The 17,255-nt window shown below is 43.5% G+C and carries 16 protein-coding genes; 10 read left to right on the top strand and 6 right to left on the bottom strand.

Annotated elements, in window-relative coordinates; translation table 11 throughout:
- Window position 1 precedes the first annotated feature (1 nt).
- From J3L18_RS02940 to J3L18_RS02900, 10 genes are all read left to right on the top strand, one after another.
- A complete protein-coding gene (locus J3L18_RS02940; RefSeq protein ID WP_129570587.1) occupies window positions 2-1,276 on the top strand; it encodes a PepSY-associated TM helix domain-containing protein in 1,275 nt (424 codons plus the stop codon).
- A 259-nt stretch (window positions 1,277-1,535) separates the two neighbouring features.
- A complete protein-coding gene (locus J3L18_RS31055; protein ID WP_129570588.1) occupies window positions 1,536-1,871 on the top strand; it encodes a cytidine/deoxycytidylate deaminase family protein in 336 nt (111 codons plus the stop codon).
- A gap of 1,068 nt (window positions 1,872-2,939) precedes the next feature.
- Window positions 2,940-3,263: a hypothetical protein gene (locus J3L18_RS02935; RefSeq protein ID WP_129570589.1), complete on the top strand. Its 324-nt coding sequence runs from the start codon at window positions 2,940-2,942 to the stop codon at window positions 3,261-3,263.
- 470 nt (window positions 3,264-3,733) lie between these two features.
- A complete protein-coding gene (locus J3L18_RS02930) occupies window positions 3,734-4,423 on the top strand; it encodes a hypothetical protein (protein ID WP_129570590.1) in 690 nt (229 codons plus the stop codon).
- The gene (locus J3L18_RS02925) at window positions 4,390-4,740 is read left to right on the top strand and encodes a helix-turn-helix domain-containing protein (protein WP_129570591.1); all 351 of its coding nucleotides are present in this window, start codon (window positions 4,390-4,392) and stop codon (window positions 4,738-4,740) included. Before J3L18_RS02930 ends, J3L18_RS02925 begins: the two co-directional genes overlap by 34 nt.
- A 12-nt stretch (window positions 4,741-4,752) precedes the next feature.
- A complete protein-coding gene (locus J3L18_RS02920) occupies window positions 4,753-5,160 on the top strand; it encodes a response regulator (RefSeq protein WP_129570592.1) in 408 nt (135 codons plus the stop codon).
- Between the two features lie 238 nt (window positions 5,161-5,398).
- A complete protein-coding gene (locus J3L18_RS02915) occupies window positions 5,399-5,635 on the top strand; it encodes a hypothetical protein (protein WP_189549346.1) in 237 nt (78 codons plus the stop codon).
- Window positions 5,636-5,847: 212 nt separating this feature from the next.
- Window positions 5,848-6,126 (top strand): winged helix-turn-helix transcriptional regulator, encoded by a 279-nt coding sequence (locus J3L18_RS02910; protein ID WP_223266227.1) that lies wholly within the window; start codon window positions 5,848-5,850, stop codon window positions 6,124-6,126.
- A gap of 251 nt (window positions 6,127-6,377) precedes the next feature.
- A complete protein-coding gene (locus J3L18_RS02905; RefSeq protein ID WP_129570593.1) occupies window positions 6,378-7,811 on the top strand; it encodes an AAA family ATPase in 1,434 nt (477 codons plus the stop codon).
- Window positions 7,812-8,618: 807 nt separating this feature from the next.
- A complete protein-coding gene (locus tag J3L18_RS02900; protein WP_091169825.1) occupies window positions 8,619-8,882 on the top strand; it encodes a tyrosine-type recombinase/integrase in 264 nt (87 codons plus the stop codon).
- A 5-nt stretch (window positions 8,883-8,887) separates the two neighbouring features.
- On the opposite strand, the gene J3L18_RS02895 is transcribed toward J3L18_RS02900, so the two are convergent.
- The 6 genes from J3L18_RS02895 to J3L18_RS02870 all read right to left on the bottom strand — a co-directional run bounded on the left by J3L18_RS02895 (window position 8,888) and on the right by J3L18_RS02870 (window position 17,242).
- Complete coding sequence (locus tag J3L18_RS02895; protein WP_129570594.1) at window positions 8,888-10,471, bottom strand: arylsulfatase; 1,584 nt, start codon at window positions 10,469-10,471, stop codon at window positions 8,888-8,890.
- A gap of 9 nt (window positions 10,472-10,480) precedes the next feature.
- The gene (locus J3L18_RS02890) at window positions 10,481-11,212 is read right to left on the bottom strand and encodes a thioredoxin domain-containing protein (RefSeq protein ID WP_129570595.1); all 732 of its coding nucleotides are present in this window, start codon (window positions 11,210-11,212) and stop codon (window positions 10,481-10,483) included.
- A gap of 2 nt (window positions 11,213-11,214) precedes the next feature.
- A complete protein-coding gene (locus tag J3L18_RS02885) occupies window positions 11,215-13,095 on the bottom strand; it encodes an arylsulfatase (protein ID WP_223266228.1) in 1,881 nt (626 codons plus the stop codon).
- 92 nt (window positions 13,096-13,187) lie between these two features.
- The gene (locus J3L18_RS02880) at window positions 13,188-15,023 is read right to left on the bottom strand and encodes an arylsulfatase (protein ID WP_129570596.1); all 1,836 of its coding nucleotides are present in this window, start codon (window positions 15,021-15,023) and stop codon (window positions 13,188-13,190) included.
- Window positions 15,024-15,034: 11 nt separating this feature from the next.
- On the bottom strand, window positions 15,035-15,511 hold the full coding sequence (locus tag J3L18_RS02875) for a DUF6841 family protein (protein ID WP_129570597.1): 477 nt from the start codon (window positions 15,509-15,511) through the stop codon (window positions 15,035-15,037).
- 174 nt (window positions 15,512-15,685) lie between these two features.
- Entirely contained in the window at window positions 15,686-17,242 is a 1,557-nt protein-coding gene (locus tag J3L18_RS02870; protein WP_129570598.1) for a RagB/SusD family nutrient uptake outer membrane protein, read from the bottom strand.
- Window positions 17,243-17,255: the final 13 nt, after the last annotated feature.

Raw genomic sequence — 17,255 nt, 5'->3', positions numbered from 1 at the left:
AATGATCTGGATGCGCATTAAATTCTTTGCTGCCTGGCTGCATTTGTGGATAGGACTTTTTACCGGTATCGTTGTCGTTATCGTCTCCCTTACCGGATGTCTCCAGGTATTTGATGAAGAACTTTTCGCGTTTTTTCATCGGGATCTGATCGTTGTAAACAAAACAGGACCTGCAAGACCTGTTTCTGAGTTATTATCCATTGCGCAGAAAGCGGTTGGAGCGAAAAAAGAAATCACCGATCTGCGCATCGGTGAGGAAACAAAAAGCTTTGTCTTCACCGCGTCTAAAATCAATGAGCGCAAGGATATTACACTTAGTTATTTCAGCCAGTTCAAATACAGGGACGATATCTATGTGAACCCCTATACGGGTCAGGTTTTAGGCGTGGTGGATGTCCGCTATGAGTTTTTCAATGTCGTGGAGCAATTACATCGGCAATTACTGCTGGTCAAACCTGTCGGCAGTGTTCTGGTTGGTGGTTGTGTCCTGTTATTCCTTTTGATGCTGGTCACCGGTTTTCTGCTGTGGCTGCCAAAAAACTACCGTCAGTTCAAGCGGCATATTTCAGTCAGGTGGAAAGCTAAGTGGAAACGTGTCAATTATGACCTGCACAATACCTTGGGTTTTTGGGTGCTCCCGGTTGCTCTGATAATTGTCGTAACGGGTTTAACATGGTCTTTCAAATGGTGGGAAAAAGGCATCTACCAAATACTCGGGTCACCAAAACCTGTGGTACTGCTACGTAAAGCACCCGTGGCCACCGCTGCTGATAGCACCGGCAATCATCTGGATCAAATCCTGAACACGCTGCAAACGAAGCTCAGCGGCAATTATCTTACTATCGGGCTTAATTTGCCTGAAAACGGGAACAAGGTCCTGATGGCTTTTGTCTACATTAAAAGTCGAACCGACGGTTGGCGGCCGATCAATTATTACTATTTCGACATTCGCACCGGCGAAATGTTTGACCGCATAGAGCATCCAAACAAACCGCTTGGTTTAAAGTGGCGCAATTCAAACAAGGATATACACACCGGTCGCATCTATGGTTTGCCAACACAAATATTGGCTTTTATAGCCAGTCTGATATGTGGCTCATTACCCATCACCGGCTTTTTGATCTGGCTGGGAAAACGAAGAAATAAAAAGAATTCCCAATCTCACAGAGCGTCTGCTTTAGGGAAAGAATTTGTAATTCAAGACCATCGATCTTTCCGGCCACCTGGTGACAACGATCAAGCGGGGAGAATAGTTCAATCGAAACGTTTATTGTAAAATGTCATATTGGTGAGTTTAATAATAAACAGGTAAAAACGAAAAAAGCGGACCCACAACGAAGAATTAATTATATCCTCTTTTTTGTTCGTCCTCGCTGTTTTGCATTCCCTGGCTTCAGATACTTTACTGCTCCCATCATTTTAATAGCGCTTTACTGCATGCAGAGTAACTAACCCTACAGGGAGCTGTAGAGAAGAAAAAACAGATTTCGTCAAGAGAACCGACGACAACTTCCGATGAAAAATATTACCGCAACATGCTCTTTAATGATGCTCAGTCTTATGATACCCTAAATGCGGGTACTACCATCTACACCACGCTCGAACCTTGTCCTTTTTGCACTAGCGCCTTATTGGTCAGCCGCGTGAAACGTATCGTGTTTATTAATCCTGATTCGACCTACGGAAACAGTTTTTATTCCCTGTGGATGAGCTATTATAAAACGTATGATTGCCATAAGCGTGCAAACTTGATTATCCAAGTTCTCCAGGGAACAGGAATGACCGACATTAAAATATTTTTATTCTTTGCGAAGGGTCAGCCTGATCCTGATCTCATACTCCCCGTTAACGGGCTCTTTGTAGGTTCATAGAACTAACTTTTTCAATATCTCCATAGTATAATAGGTAATATTAAAAGTGCCCTTTTAGGTAATACTTAGGTAATACCAAAGTCTGAAAAACAGGTCGAATTATGAAGCGATTTGAAATAATTTTTATTAAATATCTAATTATGAATTATTTGAATAATTAATCCTATTGAATTTAGCAAAATTGATTATGACATGCAAGAGGGGCAAAACTGTTACGAAAAGATACTTAACTATAGCGGTCGACATAATCGTTTAGTCTTTATCTTTTGCCATGTTATATCCTTCTTATCTTCGAGATTAGGAACTCCGCACAGAACACACCGTTGCATACGATAATAGGAGGAATTGATCGGAGCATCAGTCCCTAAACAGACTACGTCAGAGCAAAGCTCCCGTGGAACAGAGGGCTATGCGGGATGTTATAGACATCTTCAAAGTCTGAATGGAAAGTTGAAGCAGATTCAATATTGTTTAGGATTTACCTTTAAACAATGTGTCGATCATTTGCAAGTTTCAATCGATGGTGCAGTATGCCGGGAACAAGGTAAAAAAGTAGTCTGCAATAAAGACAAAGAATTTATCATTTGGCATACCCAGGCGCTTTATCAAACACCCTTGATAAGGTGTTTGATATGTGTTTGTGACAATCTTACCATAGCAACGCAGTATTCCGCTTACTGTAAGATAATAATAGGCTATTATTGGCCAAAATACGGAGAAAATGTAATGTCTGCGGAGTTACCTTTATGCCGTTAAATCTTATCCCCTCATGAGAAAACAAAGTGCTTTTTTCAGCACCAGTGCCCTCCCATCAGTGTCCAGCACGTCGCGACGCTATGCAACAGTACTACGGGTGACAAGTAGCCATTCTATCATCCATCATTATGCTAATCTCCCCTATCGACACCAAGCCAATCAGTTATAGCCGTAGCTCTTTATTTGCAATTTCCGAAGGCGACCAACTTGATTGGGGGACCGAAGCCAGTTACGTAATCACCGATGGCGCGACGCTTCCCCAGTTCCTGACGCTCGTATGGAAAGTCAGCCACCAAAGAAAAGATCGCGGCTATGAACGCATTGAGTGCAGTATCATTTCGAATGAATTTCGAGATCAAAAGCGAATACGGCAGCTCTAAAGTCCTGGCGCAATATCTATGTTATACCTTGCCGCAATTGCAGGCGATCATCAATGCAGGTACGTGCGAATATTTCGAGCAACTAAAACCGATAACTCTCGACTACGAAGGCTCTTCGCGCGCTATCATCTGTGACATCATCAAACATCAAGACTATACTATGCATGCAAGCATTGAAAAGGACGCCCCCGCACAGTGTTGGTTGATAGTTCGTAATATGAAGCCCCGTGCTGCACCGGCAATTGGCGAATGTTGAAGCTATATGCAATCAGATGCTAAGTCCTGCAAAATGCAGGCTTGCAAACAACCGGCAATTATGGGCTTATTGGGGGTGATTTGGGCTTAATGCGAAAGCGGCGTTTATGTAACATTGCGCAATGCTAAACCGATTCTTCTATGCATAACAAACCCGCTGTCCCCCGACTAGACAACAAAAAATCAAAGCCACATTGTAACAAGTGCAACGAACCACTTGAGCGCATCCCAAGAACACCTTTTATGAAAACCGTTCTTTTTTGGCTCCCAATAAGAAATTACTTCTGCTACCGATGCATGACTAAAAAGGTGCTCCTGAAAAAACAGGTACACAATCACACTGAAAGTAAGAAAGACCCTACGCCATCTTCTTCACGTGACGTCCCTAATGTTATTTCAATCTTCGTCGACAAATAAAATTTCTTGCAAAATGAACCTTTCACCAACATAGATACCACTTAGCACTTGATCATGAACAGTCTACCGATACGATGGGAAAATATAACACTTGGCAGGGTCACTCCGCACGTCTACCCCCGCTATTACAGACGTAAGGAGGGCTTCGCACAGTTGGCCGCCGGGCACCATTTTTTCATTGACGAGAAGCATAGCTGGTGTGAGGTTTTTTACGAGCGGATTGATTTTGGATTTTGGCTGGTTGCGATGGAAATCCACGTTAAAAGCAACAATCACTACATCTTGGAGGCTAAAAGGCACTCACCAGGGCTCTTTTCAATTAATTTCTTTTCCAGCGCCGGAAGAATAGGCTATCTCAATAATCAGGACGTTCATTGGGCGGACAATCAGGTGGTTTTCTCGGGTCCAGGCACCGTGACTGAAATTTACGCGGAGAAAGGCAAAGTTTTAAAGTGCTGCCGTCTGATTTTTACCGGTAGTTACTTGACAGGATTGTCCAATACAGACAACGAGGGTCTAGGCGATAGGCAGACGGAGGCAACAGATGACAGGTTGGAACATTCACCATTGTTTCGCGTTGCTACCCGGGCAGAGGTGTTCCTGCAAGACCGTCTTTTTAATATTTTAAGATACGAGCGCAAGAAATATCACTATAAATCTTCCATTTTTAGCATACTGTTTGAGCTAACCGCTTTTTTTTTAGGCTCTCTATGGATGAGAAAGGTACCGCCAATGTATCAATAGGAGCCTCCGACTATGCAATGTTGAAAGCGGCGAAAATTCTCGAACAACAATTTCATACGAGGTTTCCGGGCATCAAAGATCTCGCTTTCAGTTGTAACGTATCTGTATCGAAGCTCAAGCGTGATTTTAAAGAGACGCATGGTGTTACCCCCTTGGAATACTTCAGAAACCTACAGGTGCATTATGCATTGCATAGGATAGAAAATAGAGAAAAGACACTTAAAGAAATTGCGACAGAATTAGGATTCAAAAAAAGTAGCAGCTTTCTGGAATGGTATAAAAAATCAGCATATGAAAGAGAACCGCAACAAAACTAACGATGTAATAAAATGAGTGAAATGAGTGAAATGCCTATTTCTGTAGCCATTATTGACGATGACGACCTCTACCGAACAATTGTAACGAGATTGCTGCAACGGTCGGGTGTCGCTGTGGTATTCCAGGCAAATAATGGGAAGGCAGGCATCGACCAAATGAGTCGTTGCTCGGCATTGCCATCAGCAGTAATATTGGACATAGAGATGCCTGTCATGGGCGGATTTGAAACGGCAAGGAAGATTAAGCAACTGTGGCCGGAAGTTTTCATTATCATCCACTCTTCATTAACCATCCCTGAAGTCGCTAATCGAATGCTCAACTCCGGTAGTGATTTTTTTATATCAAAGTCGGCGGACATTGACCAAGTGGCCAATGCGATCAAAAAAATTGTTGTATCAAAGTGTATTAAATGCAGGTAAAATTACGCCAGTAGGAACTGCAAATATGATTAATGGGATGAAAGCGTTATGGCTCCTAAAAAATATCCTGCACTGATTTACCTTATTCAGGCTGGTTAAAGAAGAGGAAATGAAATGTGGAAATGATCCGAAAAGCAATTGACAAGACATGGAGAAAGATTGCATTGAGTACCTCGCCGGGTGAAACCCCTATAAAAAGTCCCGCCGATGTGTAGCAACATGCGAATATGTGCGCACTATGGACGATTTCTGGGACAACTGGCACATACTCAAAGACCATTTTGATGTCTTTAGAAGATGGAATGCCTACCGCATACCCGGAGGCTGGCCCGACGGTAATATGCTGCCACTTGGCAGGATCGGTATCCGTGCCGAAAGGGGTGATAACCGCATGAGTAGGTTCAGCTACATTAATGAGCCTATGATGTATTTTTCGCTCACCGCTGATGTTTGGCTGGGATTTGCCCAGCAATGATCCCTTTATGGAAAAACCATTTGGTTGCCCCCTCTTCGTCAAGCGGAACCCCGCCTGATTCTCTGGATGGCATATAAAATAATTTATACAAAAACGGATAAACACCGATTACTGCATTATAATTTAACATTATTTGTAAAATAACTTATAAAAAAACGGAATAAGTTATACTCCTGCACCGTAAGTGTAGCTATGGACCTGGTCGGCGGAAAGTGGTCATCCTGTATCATTTAAAAGATTCGAGTAAGCGCTATGGCGAACTGAGAAAAGAAATGCCTGGCATTACTGAAATGACCTTGAGTTTGCAATTAAAACAATTAGAGGAATGCGGATTAATTGCAAGGCAGGTTTATGGTGAAAAGCCGCCTGTTAAAGTTGTATACAGCTTAACTAATTTTGGGAAATCCTTTACACCGGTACTTGATGCCATTCTTAACTGGGGGAATGAAATTGCTGCTCAAAAAGGCGAGTACGTAAAAAGCATTACTTAAAAAAGCTTTAAGTATAGGTCCTCCAAGCTGTCAAAAACCTTTCCGATTAATGCAAAATGCGAAGCCTGGAAACCCTATATCTACAAACATTAGCCTAATATCATACTCAGCCATAACCATCTTTTTAAATGGACTTGTGGCTGATTATGTGTTTTTATAATTAGCCACAAGTATTTATATTTGCATAGTTGTGGCTGATTATAAAGAATACGATTTGCTCACAAGCATGGAAAATCAAAGTTAAAATAGAAGTGAAAGAAGTTATCGGTCGTATAGAAGAACAGCTTATACTCGGGCAGGCTTTGCAATCTAATGAAGCTGAATTGATAGCTATATTTGGCAGAAGGCGAGTTGGCAAAACCTATCTGATCCGAAAATCCTTTCAAAAACATATTATTTTTGAAATTTCTGGTGTCCATAATGCAACATTAAAAGATCAGCTAATAAATTTTAGCAACACATTGGCTGAAAGGATGCAATTACCTATCCCTCCGGCTATTCCAAGTAACTGGACACAGGCTTTTCAAATGCTTAAAAACTATGCAGAGCCGCTATTAAAGAAAAACAAATGTGTTATTTTCCTGGATGAGTTCCCCTGGTTAAGCTCGGCCAAATCTGGCTTTTTACCTGCGTTTGAGTTTTTTTGGAACTCATGGGGAACACAACAAAACAACCTGGTTCTTATCATTTGTGGATCAGCAGCATCATGGATGATCCAAAAAGTAGTAAACAATAAAGGCGGCCTACATAACAGGATTACAAAGAAACTACGGTTACTTCCATTTACACTTGCTGAAACAAATGAATATTTGCGACACAACAATATAAATCTGGACCATTATCAAATTGCACAGCTATATATGGCTATGGGGGGAATCCCACAATATTTGAAAGAAATTTCGCCGGGACAAAGCGCAGCTCAAAATATAGACCGGATTTGTTTTACAAAAGATGGCATTTTGCAAAATGAGTTTAATAATCTGTACCAATCGCTATTTGCCCAAGCAGATAAACATATTTCTATTGTAAGGGCGCTTGCCAATAAACCATCAGGTTTAACACGCAAGGAAATTATTGCAGAATGTGGTTTATCTACAGGTGGAACGGCTACCTTACTATTGGAGGAACTAACAGAATCGGGCTTTATTTCCGCTTATCTGCCATTTGAAAAAAACGTACGCGACAGCATTTATAAATTATCGGATGAATATTCAAGATTCTATCTTAAATTCATAGAAAACAGCCGTGCAACTGGTGCTGGAACCTGGATAAAGCTTTCTACAAGTTCTTCATGGCGAAGTTGGAGTGGTACAGCTTTTGAAAGCGTTTGCTTAAAGCACATAAAAGAAATTAAAGCGGCGTTGGGGATCGCCGGGGTTTATACCGAAGAGTCGGCATGGCGATATGTTCCGGGGAAAGGCCAGCCAGGCGCACAAATTGATTTACTGTTTGATCGTCAGGATTTCTGTATCAGTATTTGTGAAATGAAATTCTCAAACTCAGTTTTCACAATAGATAAGGCTTATGCGGCAGATTTGGTGCATAAAAAAGATGTGTTTAAAAACAAGACTAAAACCGCCAAAACACTATTTATTGTCATGGTTACGACCTTTGGCACACAAGACAATAGCTACAAAATAGGACTTGTACAAAATGATATCAAACTAGAAAGTCTGTTTAATTGATATAATTCCTAAATCGCGCCAAAACTGATTTTTTTATGGTTTGGTAATATTGAAAGCCTTATCCATAGTTAATTTACCTAAGCAGTTACAAAAACATCAGGATACATAATTGAATTTTCCTTAACAGTAACTGTCGGGTCGCTATATTTTTGAAAAGCCCGCCAATTTAGGCAAGACAATAACTTATGCAAAAAATGCACAACATCAATAGGCATTTCTATAACAGAAAAAATGCGATTGCTGTTGTATTGAACCACCGAGAATTCCTCGGGGGCTGCTCCTAAGATATAAAAAATTAGACTTTAATCCTTATGACAACTATTATCCCATTCTTGTCTTTTATTTCATTATTTCATATCAGGTGTTCGCAATGAGTGTATAAAATAAGTTATTAGGAATATGAAAAGCCCATAAAAACTTTTTTACTATCTTCGTAACACAATCGGCAAAGGTCGATATGTGTTTATTGAACGATTCATTGAGTAGCTTAAACACCACCTTACAAGTCAATAAAAATCAAGGACTTACATACACTGTTCGATTTCCACTCTGAGTACTTGAAAATCAAACGATTAGATGAAAGACACTAATCGCTTTTTTGTTTTCTGAAATTTCTGGTGAAACAATAGTGAAACAGTTAGTGGGTCATGAGGAAAAGTTAATGTTTCACAGGTAACGAAAACCTACGCTTTCGATCACGAATACTCACTCCTCTCATTATCACAATCACTACTACCTGAAGCAATCATTATTCTAGAAAAATATAAGAAAAACCCAAAATGCCTAAATACAGGACTGGCCCCTCCTATGTTGAGTAATCAGAAAATGAACTCCTATTTGAAAGAGATTGCAGGAATAGTGGGTATCAACAAAGAGTTGACCTTTCACATCGCCAGACATACATTCGCTACAACAATAACATTGAATCATGGTGTACCTATAGAAACTGTATCAAAATTGCTTGGTCATACCAATATTAAACAAACACAACATTATGCAAAACTGATAGATAAAAAAGTGAGCGCGGATATGCGCGAACTTACATTTAGAAAAGATATTATCAGCAATTAATTAAGTTACAAGTCTTTTATTGTTTCCCAGTCAACTACGCCGGTCTTATTTGCCCAGGCCAGATATGCTTTCTCCAGTTCGATTACCTTTGCGGGACATTTTTTAGCCAGGTCTTTCGTTTCAGAACGGTCTGCTTCGATATCGTAGAGTTCCCAGGGCTGTTTCGGTTCTGCAACCAGCTTCCATTTGCCTTTTCGGATGGCGCGGCTGCCTTCGTGTTCCCAAAAAAGTGTGCGTTCCCCATTATTTGCCTTGCCTGTAAAAACTGGAATAAGGCTTCTACCTGCCAAAGGCGTAAGTTCCCGGTTTTTAAATTGAGCGGGATAAGTTACCCCGGCCAGCTGCAAACAGGTAGGCATCAGATCGACCAGATGCCCTACACTACTGCTGGTACTTCCCGCTTTAATATGCCCTGGATACCAAGCAATCATGGGCGTTGCTATCCCACCCTCGTGGGTGTTGCGCTTAAATAGTTTAAAAGGCGTGTTACTTACATTAGCCCAGGGAATCTCGTAACTATCGATAGAATTTACTGATCCGGGCTCACCGTTCTTCTGGATCACTGTTTTCAGGCTTCTTACCTCATCGGCACTGCCGCCATTGTCTGATGCAAAAAGGACAATGGTATTTTTGTCTTTTCCCAGTTGCTTCAATTTGGTCATGATCTCACCTATGCAGGCATCCATGCAGTAAACCATGGCGGCATAAATAGCCATCCGGGTATCCCATTTATCTTTTTCATCGGGAGATAATGAATCCCATGCCGGGGCGCGTTTATCCCTTGCCGATAGCTGCCATTGTTTTTTGACGATACCTGTTGCCAGCTGTTTTTCATAACGCTGTTTCCGTAACACATCCCAGCCTTTAAGATATTGACCTTTAAACTTTGCAATATCTTGCGGCAGTGCCTGGATGGGCCAGTGTGGGGCATTGTAAGCCACATACATAAAGAATGGCTTATGCTGGTCTTTGATCTCATCCAATGACTTCACAGCAAAATCGGTAATGGCCTGTGTAAGATACTTTGAAGTATCACTGCGAGTGATCTCCTTATCATTCAGCATAAAGGTGATCTTACTACCATCATTATACAATGGTGCCGAATTAAAATAGCTACTACCATTATTCAACATCGTAAACGATTTATCAAACCCGCGGTTATAGGCTAATGCAGATTGCTGTAACCCAACGTGCCACTTGCCCGATACAATGGTATTATAACCAGCCTCATCTTTCAACAACTCGGCAATGGTAGCGCTATGCTCATTCAGGTAACCCTGGTATGCCGGCGAACCTTTGTATTTCACCATGTCGCCAACGCCTGCCTGATGCGGATATAGCCCCGTAAGCAAAGCCGCACGTGAAGGGCAACATCTGCCAGCATTATAAAACTGGGTCATTTTCAGCCCTTCCCGGGCAAGCCTGTCAATATTAGGTGTGCTGATCTCCGAACCAAAGCAGCCTATATCAGAAAAGCCCATATCGTCGGCCAAAATGACAACGATATTGGGCTTTTGCTTAGGGGCCTGCCCAAATACAGGCCCCGTGCAAAATATAGCTACCAGTAGGTAGCCTATGTATTTAATCATGTTCCAGCTTTATTTATTATTCGAGGCCAATCCGCTTTTGGCCAGTTCGGTGTTTGCAATAACCTGAGCTGTTGATGAAAAGCCCTGTTTTTTCCAAACTTCCTTACCATTTTTGTACAGCACCAACGTTGGCAATACATTTACTTTTAGCTCTTTAGCCAGATTAGTATTGTCGTAAACTTCGATACTGATCACCTTAGGCGTAAAGGCTGAATTTGCTTTGAGCGAATCCAATACAGGCACCAGCTTTTTGCAGGCCCCGCAATACTTCGACCCAAAATCAACCAACACTAAAGATGACGAAGCTGCCAGTTCATCAAATTGGGCTTTTGACAGTGAAACGCTCTTTTTTGTTGTAGAAATGATAGGATAACCTGAACCTATCCAATTGGCTAAGCCACCGGGTAATTCCTCTACATCCTTAAATCCTTTAGTCCTCAACTCGCGCGAAAGTACGGTGCTGCGGCCATTAGCTATCGAATATACAAAAGTTGGTTTTTCCTTATCTAAGCCTTCCAGTTTTTGCTGATAATCTGCTGCTTTGGCATCGATATTTACCGCGCCTTTGATATGATTTTGTACAAACTCTTCTGCCGAACGGGCATCTAAGATCTGCGGCTCTTTTGCCTGTTTTAATTTGGCGGCAAATGCTTCAAGAGATAATAAAGCAGGTGATTGCGCTTTCACTTCGCCGGTGAAAACTACCAGCAAGGCCAGTAGAGCAATTTTTAGGTTTTTCATGATTAATTATTGTTTTCGAGTTTATGGATTCGTTTGTTGTTGATATCATCCCGATCGATAAAAGGATAGATGTGGTTCTTTTTGGCTTCCGCGTCAAACAGATCTTTCAGTTCTTTTAACTTTTCAGGATATTTTTTGGCGAGGTCAACACGCTCGTTAAAATCCTCGTTCAGGTTATAAAGCTTCCAAACATCCTTATCGTAATTGCGCTCTGGGATAGTTTTCTCTTTCGGGAAGTTTAGCAGGTCCACGTTATCAGGACGGTGTGCAGCTTCGGCCTTCCAGCCATCTTTGTAGATAGACCTTGACGTAAAAATGTAATAGTACTGCTGTGTGTGCAGGGTTTTCGCCTGTGCATTATTGAACGAGCCAAAAAATGATTTACCCTGCAACGTATCCTGCTTAATGCCCTTAACGTACTCCGGCAGTTTTAAACCGGCAGCTTCAATAGTGGTCGGGAATACATCAGATACATGGCTGTATTGCGTACGGATGCCGCCTTTTTCGGTAATGAGTTTCGGGTAATAAACAATAAGCGGGTTGTGGGTACCCCCTTCAGCGTCAGCGTCAGATTTCCAGTATTTGAAAGGCGTATTGGCAGCCTGTGCCCAGCCTAAAGGATAATTAGCGGAAGCTTCCGGCGTACCAATGGTTTCGTAATCGCTTTCGTTCTTTTTGATATAATCGGCCTCGGGTGTGGTTGCTGCCGAGTTTTTAGGATTGATAACGCCGTGTACAGTTCCTTCTTTACTGGCACCGTTATCCCCTATCATCACAAAAACCAAAGTATTATCAAACTGGCCCGAAGCTTTCAGGTAGCTGATCACGCGGCCAACCTGGTGGTCTATGTAGGTCAAATAACCCGCATAAACTTCCATGAACCGGGCGTACAATTTCTTCTGATCGGCAGGCAGGCTGTTCCAGGCCTGGATCCGTTCGTTGCGCTCGGGCAGTTTTGCATAAGCAGGAATATAACCGGCTTTCTTTTGATTGTCAAAAACCTTTTGGCGATAGACATCCCATCCCTCATCAAACTTACCTTTATACAGGTCGCTCCATTCATGGCTCACCTGGTGCGGCGCATGGGTAGCTCCCGGTGCATAGTATAAAAAGAAAGGCTGATCAGGTGCAGCTTTATGAGCGGCATCGATATAGGCGATAGCCTTATCAGTGATCTGCTCGTTCAGGTTACGGCCGTCGGGCTTGATGTGGAAATTATCCTCCACCAAATGCGGCGGGTTATACTGGTCGGTAGCCGATTCAAGGAAACCAAAGTGATGATCAAAGCCTTTACCGGTAGGCCAGCGGTCAAACGGGCCAACGGCCGTGGTATCCTCATCGGGCGTTACCCCCCATTTACCTACAGCGAAAGTGCTGTAGCCATTAGAGCGAAGCGCTTCGGCAATAGTTCCTTTATCTGGCGGGATGCGGCCGTCATAACCCGGGAAACCCGCAGCTGTAGAAGCATGGGCAAAGTTACCCATGTGTACATAATGATGGTTACGCCCGGTAAGCAGCGACGACCGTGTTGGTGCGCAAATGCCTGCCGTATGGAAGTTAACATAGCGTAAGCCGTTGTTGGCCAGCGTATCAAAATTGGGCATACTGATGAGCCCGCCAAAGGTTCCTGACGCGCCGAAGCCTACGTCATCAAGCAAAATCCAAACGATGTTTGGAGCGCCTTTTGGTGCTTTGAGTGGCTTATTCCACCACTCTTTTGATTCGGCAAGTGTTTTGCCTTCCACGCCTTTGTAATTAGCGGGATCAATAGGCGCTATGTTGGCCGGTGTTACCTTTACCTGCGGCAGTTGCGCAAAAACAGGCGCGTTGAACACGACAGCCATTGCCGACATGGCGGCAATTCGTTGATAAACGGATTTCATAATTGTAAATGGTTATATAAGTTTTTTAATTAATCCAATCAAGCTATAGCTTTGGGCTTTCTGCCTTCCGCTTTCAGCTTTCATGTTATTAGTTACTTTTTATAGTTTTTGTGGATACGCTGGTGGTAAACATCATACCAGTCGATAAATGGATACAGGTTATTTTTTTTAGCCTGTGCTTCAAATACAGCCTTCAACTCTTTCAGTTTTTCGGGATATTTTTTGGCGAGATCAATCCGCTCGTTGAAATCCTCGTTCAGGTTATATAGCTCCCAGGTATCCTCATCAAAGCTCTTATCGGGCACATTTTGTCCAACTTTAAAGTCACCCAGTTCTACGTTATCCGGGTGGTGTGCAGCTTCGGCCTTCCAGCCATCGCTATAAATCGACCTCGAACCAAAAATGTAATAGTGCTGCAAAACATGTTTTGATTTTGCCTCGGGATGATCAAATGAATATACCAGTGATGTGCCCTGCAAAGTATCCTGCTTAATACCGCGGATATATTCGGGCAGTTTGATACCGGTGTATTCAAGCGTAGTAGGCAATACGTCAATCACATGCCCGTATTGGGTGCGGATAGTGCCTTTGTCTTTAATTCCTTTTGGATAGTAAACTATCAGTGGGTTACGGGTACCACCTTCAGAATTGGCATCCTGTTTCCAGTATTTAAATGGCGTATTGGCTGCCTGCGCCCAGCCTAACGGGTAGTTAGTGCTGGCCTGTGGTGTACCGATATCGTCAATGTCTTCAATATTGGTTTTTAGGTAAGCGTCTTCTGCAACAAGTTTAGCCGAGTTCTTTTTAGGGTTGATAACACCGTGAACCGTCCCTTCTTTACTGGCCCCGTTATCACCAATGATCACGAACACCAGCGTATTATCCAGCTGACCGCTTTGTTTCAGATGATTGATGAGCCTGCCAACCTCATGATCGGTATAGGTAAGGTATCCGGCATAAACTTCCATAAAGCGGGCGTACAGTTTTTTCTCGGCATCAGGCAATGATTTCCAGGCCGGGATGCGTGAGTTACGCTCGGGCAATTTGGCGTAGGCTGGGATAATACCCAATTGTTTTTGCCTTGCGATCACCTTCTCCCTGAAATCGTCCCAGCCGCTGTCAAACTGGCCTTTGTACAGGTCGCTCCATTCCTTTGCCACCTGGTGGGGCGAATGCGTAGCCCCTGGCGCATAATATAAAAAGAATGGTTTATCAGGCGCAACCTTATGCTGGCGTGTTAAATAGAAGATAGCCTTATCCGTGATTTGATCGGTAAGGTGACGGCCATCGGGTGTTACGTGAGCGTTGTCTTCAACCAGATCGGGTTTGTACTGATCAGTTGCAGACCCTAAAAATCCGAAGAAATGGTCAAAGCCCTTGCCTGTAGGCCAGCGGTCAAACGGACCGGCGTCGGTAGCGTCCTCATCGGGTGTTAAACCATATTTGCCAACCGCGAATGTGTTGTAGCCATTCTCGCGCAAAATCTCGGCAATGGTTCCCTTATCAGATGGGATCCGCCCGTCGTACCCCGGAAAACCCGCCGATAAGGTTACATGCGAAAAACCACCTTCATGAACATAATGATGGTTACGTCCGGTTAACAAAGCTGAACGCGTTGGCGCGCAGATTCCTGCCGTGTGGAAATTGGTGTAACGCAAACCGTTATTGGCCAGGGTATCAAAATTGGGGGTTTTGATAATGCCGCCAAAGGTGCTTGTAGCGCCAAAGCCAACATCATCTAAAATAATCCACAATACGTTTGGCGCGCCGGTGGGCGCTTTATGAGGCTCCGGCCACCACTCCTTCGACTCATCGAGCGTTTTGCCCACCGTACCGCCAAATACCGGCGTTTGTCCGTTTTGTGCTTTGGCTGTAAATGCTGCAAGCAAGCCAAGCGAAAGGAACAATGTTATTTTTCTTGTTTTCATTGATAAAAAGTTTATTCGGCATAGCTGGAGCGAAACTTTACGCCCCAGCGGCCGTTTTCTTTGGTTAATATGTATAATGATTCATAATGCCCTATCAGGCTACCATCTGCCCTGAAGCGTGAAAAGCGGGTATCTACATGTACCTTATCTGCTGATGCCTGAACAATGTTAAGGTGGTTCCACTGGCTATGGTCCCAGCCTGCTTTTTGCAACTCGCCAAATACTTTTACCGAATCGCGCAGACCGGCCTTTTCCAGCACAGACATTTTGCCGCCTGCCAGCCGGTAGTGCGGAAACTGGTAAGTATCTTCCCACCCTTTCAGGTCTTTGGCATTAAAAGTGGCCATATACTCGTCAAGCACCTGCAGCACGGCAGCGCTAACCCTTGGATCGATGCCATGCGAGCCGCTTTCCGTTGATGCCGTTTGTGCCGATGCTTTACCGGTTAGTACGACCAAGATGAGCAGGAACATTGTTATCTTTTTCATAGGTATTGCTTTTAAAATTCATACTCCCCTCTTGAGAGGGGGCGCGAAGGACAGAGCGTGGGGAGGGGTGTGTTGTACAAAGCGATAAGTCACCTATAGAGTAACACACCCCTCCACCCCTCTCAAGAGGGGAATCGCGCTGGCCATTGCCCGCATCACTCAGGTCATCGGTTGTTATTGCCACCCAGGGTTTTGTGTAAGCTTACCATTGCTGTTATCAATTTCCTGCTGCGGTATCGGGAACAAATAAAATTTGCCAGCCGCGCCTTTGCTTACATTGGTTTTGCCAACTTTCAGCAGACTTGCCTCAAGAATGCCTTTACCCGATGCATCCCTTTCACGGATCAGATCAAACCAGCGCTGGTATTCAAATACAAATTCCAGCCTGCGCTCTAAATAAACCGCGTTACGGAATGAAGCCCGATCAAGCCCGGCAAGGTCATCCAGCCCGGCACGTTTCCTTACCCTGTTGATGGATGCATATGCTTTGGCTGTTGGCCCGTTTAATTCATTCTCAGCTTCGGCATGGATCAGCAGTACATCCGAAAAGCGGATAATAGATACATTAGCGCCTGACTCCGCTTCGTTAGATGCCACACTTGGATCGTAATATTTATTAAAGAAGGGGATCGAATCGTTGGGAATAGTAGCATCATTGAGCTTACCATACCAAAGGTTGGTAGCAGGGCTTTGAAAGCGTGTTACAAAGCTTACCCGTTTACGTTTATCATTAGCCGGATACAACTTATAAATACTGAAAAACTTATCCACACCACCGGGTTTGGTAGCATCGGGCACCGAATAAAACACCACCTGATCGGCATAGCTGCCCACCATCCCCGGGATGCCGTTCAATATTGATCGCGGTGCCTGGTTATTGCCCTGCCCCTGTGAGTTTGATTTAAACTGTGCCGAAAAAATGTGCTCTTTTCCGTTTTTACTTGCAGGCAAAAACACATCGGCATAATTCGCAAAAAGGTCATAGCCGTATGGGCCATTAATTACAGCTTCGGCCTGCGCCACAGCCTTATCCCATTTACGTTCGGTCAAATAAACCTTAGCCAGCAATGAGTAGGCTGCCCCCGCTGTAGCCCTGCCTACATCCGGACCGGTGTAATTATTAGGTAAGTCGGTAGCTGCATTAGTTAAATCGGTTTCTATTTGGGCATAAACTGTAGCTGCAGCTGTTCTTGGTATCTGCAGATCAGCCAGGTTAATGGAAGTTTGATCGTGCAAAACCAAAGGCACATCGCCATAAAGCCTCACCAGGTTAAAGTAATATAGCGCCCTCAAAAACTTCGCCTCGGCAACAAGCCTTTTATTTAGCGTAGCATCAAATTTGATATCAGGAATGGTATCAATGGCGATATTAGCCTTTTTAATAGCTGCATAATGCTGTTGCCAGATCTGCAGGATCCTTAGACCGGAAGCTGAATGGCCTAATACAGACTGTGAGCGTACGTCGGCATTGGTAGCGCCGGGGCCGGGGCCTTCATCATCACCCATAAAATTCATCCCTGTGTTAAAAAGGGTATTATAAGGTGTTTGAACACTATTTGCCCCGGCGTTCAATAACGAATAAGCAGCTGTGACTGCCGCTACGGCATCTGCCTGGGTTTTATAAAACTGACTTGCCGGGATGAACGACCGCGGGTCTTCCTTAAGTTTGGCGCATGAAACAGCGGCAAGAGCAACCAGTATAATAAGGTATTTAATATTTTTCGTCTTCATATCTTAAAAAATC

The sequence above is a fragment of the Mucilaginibacter gossypii genome (assembly GCF_017569325.2).
Taxonomy (GTDB): domain Bacteria; phylum Bacteroidota; class Bacteroidia; order Sphingobacteriales; family Sphingobacteriaceae; genus Mucilaginibacter; species Mucilaginibacter gossypii.
This window is presented reverse-complemented; position numbering and strand designations above follow the sequence as displayed.

Excerpts from the sequence above, each read along its gene's own strand:
- J3L18_RS02940 (WP_129570587.1), top strand. The coding sequence starts at position 2 with ATGATCTGGATGCGCATTAAATTCTTTGCTGCCTGGCTGCATTTGTGG.
- J3L18_RS31055 (WP_129570588.1), top strand. The coding sequence starts at position 1,536 with ATGCTCTTTAATGATGCTCAGTCTTATGATACCCTAAATGCGGGTACT.
- J3L18_RS02935 (WP_129570589.1), top strand. The coding sequence starts at position 2,940 with ATGAACGCATTGAGTGCAGTATCATTTCGAATGAATTTCGAGATCAAA.
- J3L18_RS02930 (WP_129570590.1), top strand. The coding sequence starts at position 3,734 with ATGAACAGTCTACCGATACGATGGGAAAATATAACACTTGGCAGGGTC.
- J3L18_RS02925 (WP_129570591.1), top strand. The coding sequence starts at position 4,390 with ATGGATGAGAAAGGTACCGCCAATGTATCAATAGGAGCCTCCGACTAT.
- J3L18_RS02920 (WP_129570592.1), top strand. The coding sequence starts at position 4,753 with ATGAGTGAAATGAGTGAAATGCCTATTTCTGTAGCCATTATTGACGAT.
- J3L18_RS02915 (WP_189549346.1), top strand. The coding sequence starts at position 5,399 with ATGGACGATTTCTGGGACAACTGGCACATACTCAAAGACCATTTTGAT.
- J3L18_RS02900 (WP_091169825.1), top strand. The coding sequence starts at position 8,619 with ATGTTGAGTAATCAGAAAATGAACTCCTATTTGAAAGAGATTGCAGGA.
- J3L18_RS02895 (WP_129570594.1), bottom strand. The coding sequence starts at position 10,471 with ATGATTAAATACATAGGCTACCTACTGGTAGCTATATTTTGCACGGGG.
- J3L18_RS02890 (WP_129570595.1), bottom strand. The coding sequence starts at position 11,212 with ATGAAAAACCTAAAAATTGCTCTACTGGCCTTGCTGGTAGTTTTCACC.
- J3L18_RS02885 (WP_223266228.1), bottom strand. The coding sequence starts at position 13,095 with ATGAAATCCGTTTATCAACGAATTGCCGCCATGTCGGCAATGGCTGTC.
- J3L18_RS02880 (WP_129570596.1), bottom strand. The coding sequence starts at position 15,023 with ATGAAAACAAGAAAAATAACATTGTTCCTTTCGCTTGGCTTGCTTGCA.
- J3L18_RS02875 (WP_129570597.1), bottom strand. The coding sequence starts at position 15,511 with ATGAAAAAGATAACAATGTTCCTGCTCATCTTGGTCGTACTAACCGGT.
- J3L18_RS02870 (WP_129570598.1), bottom strand. The coding sequence starts at position 17,242 with ATGAAGACGAAAAATATTAAATACCTTATTATACTGGTTGCTCTTGCC.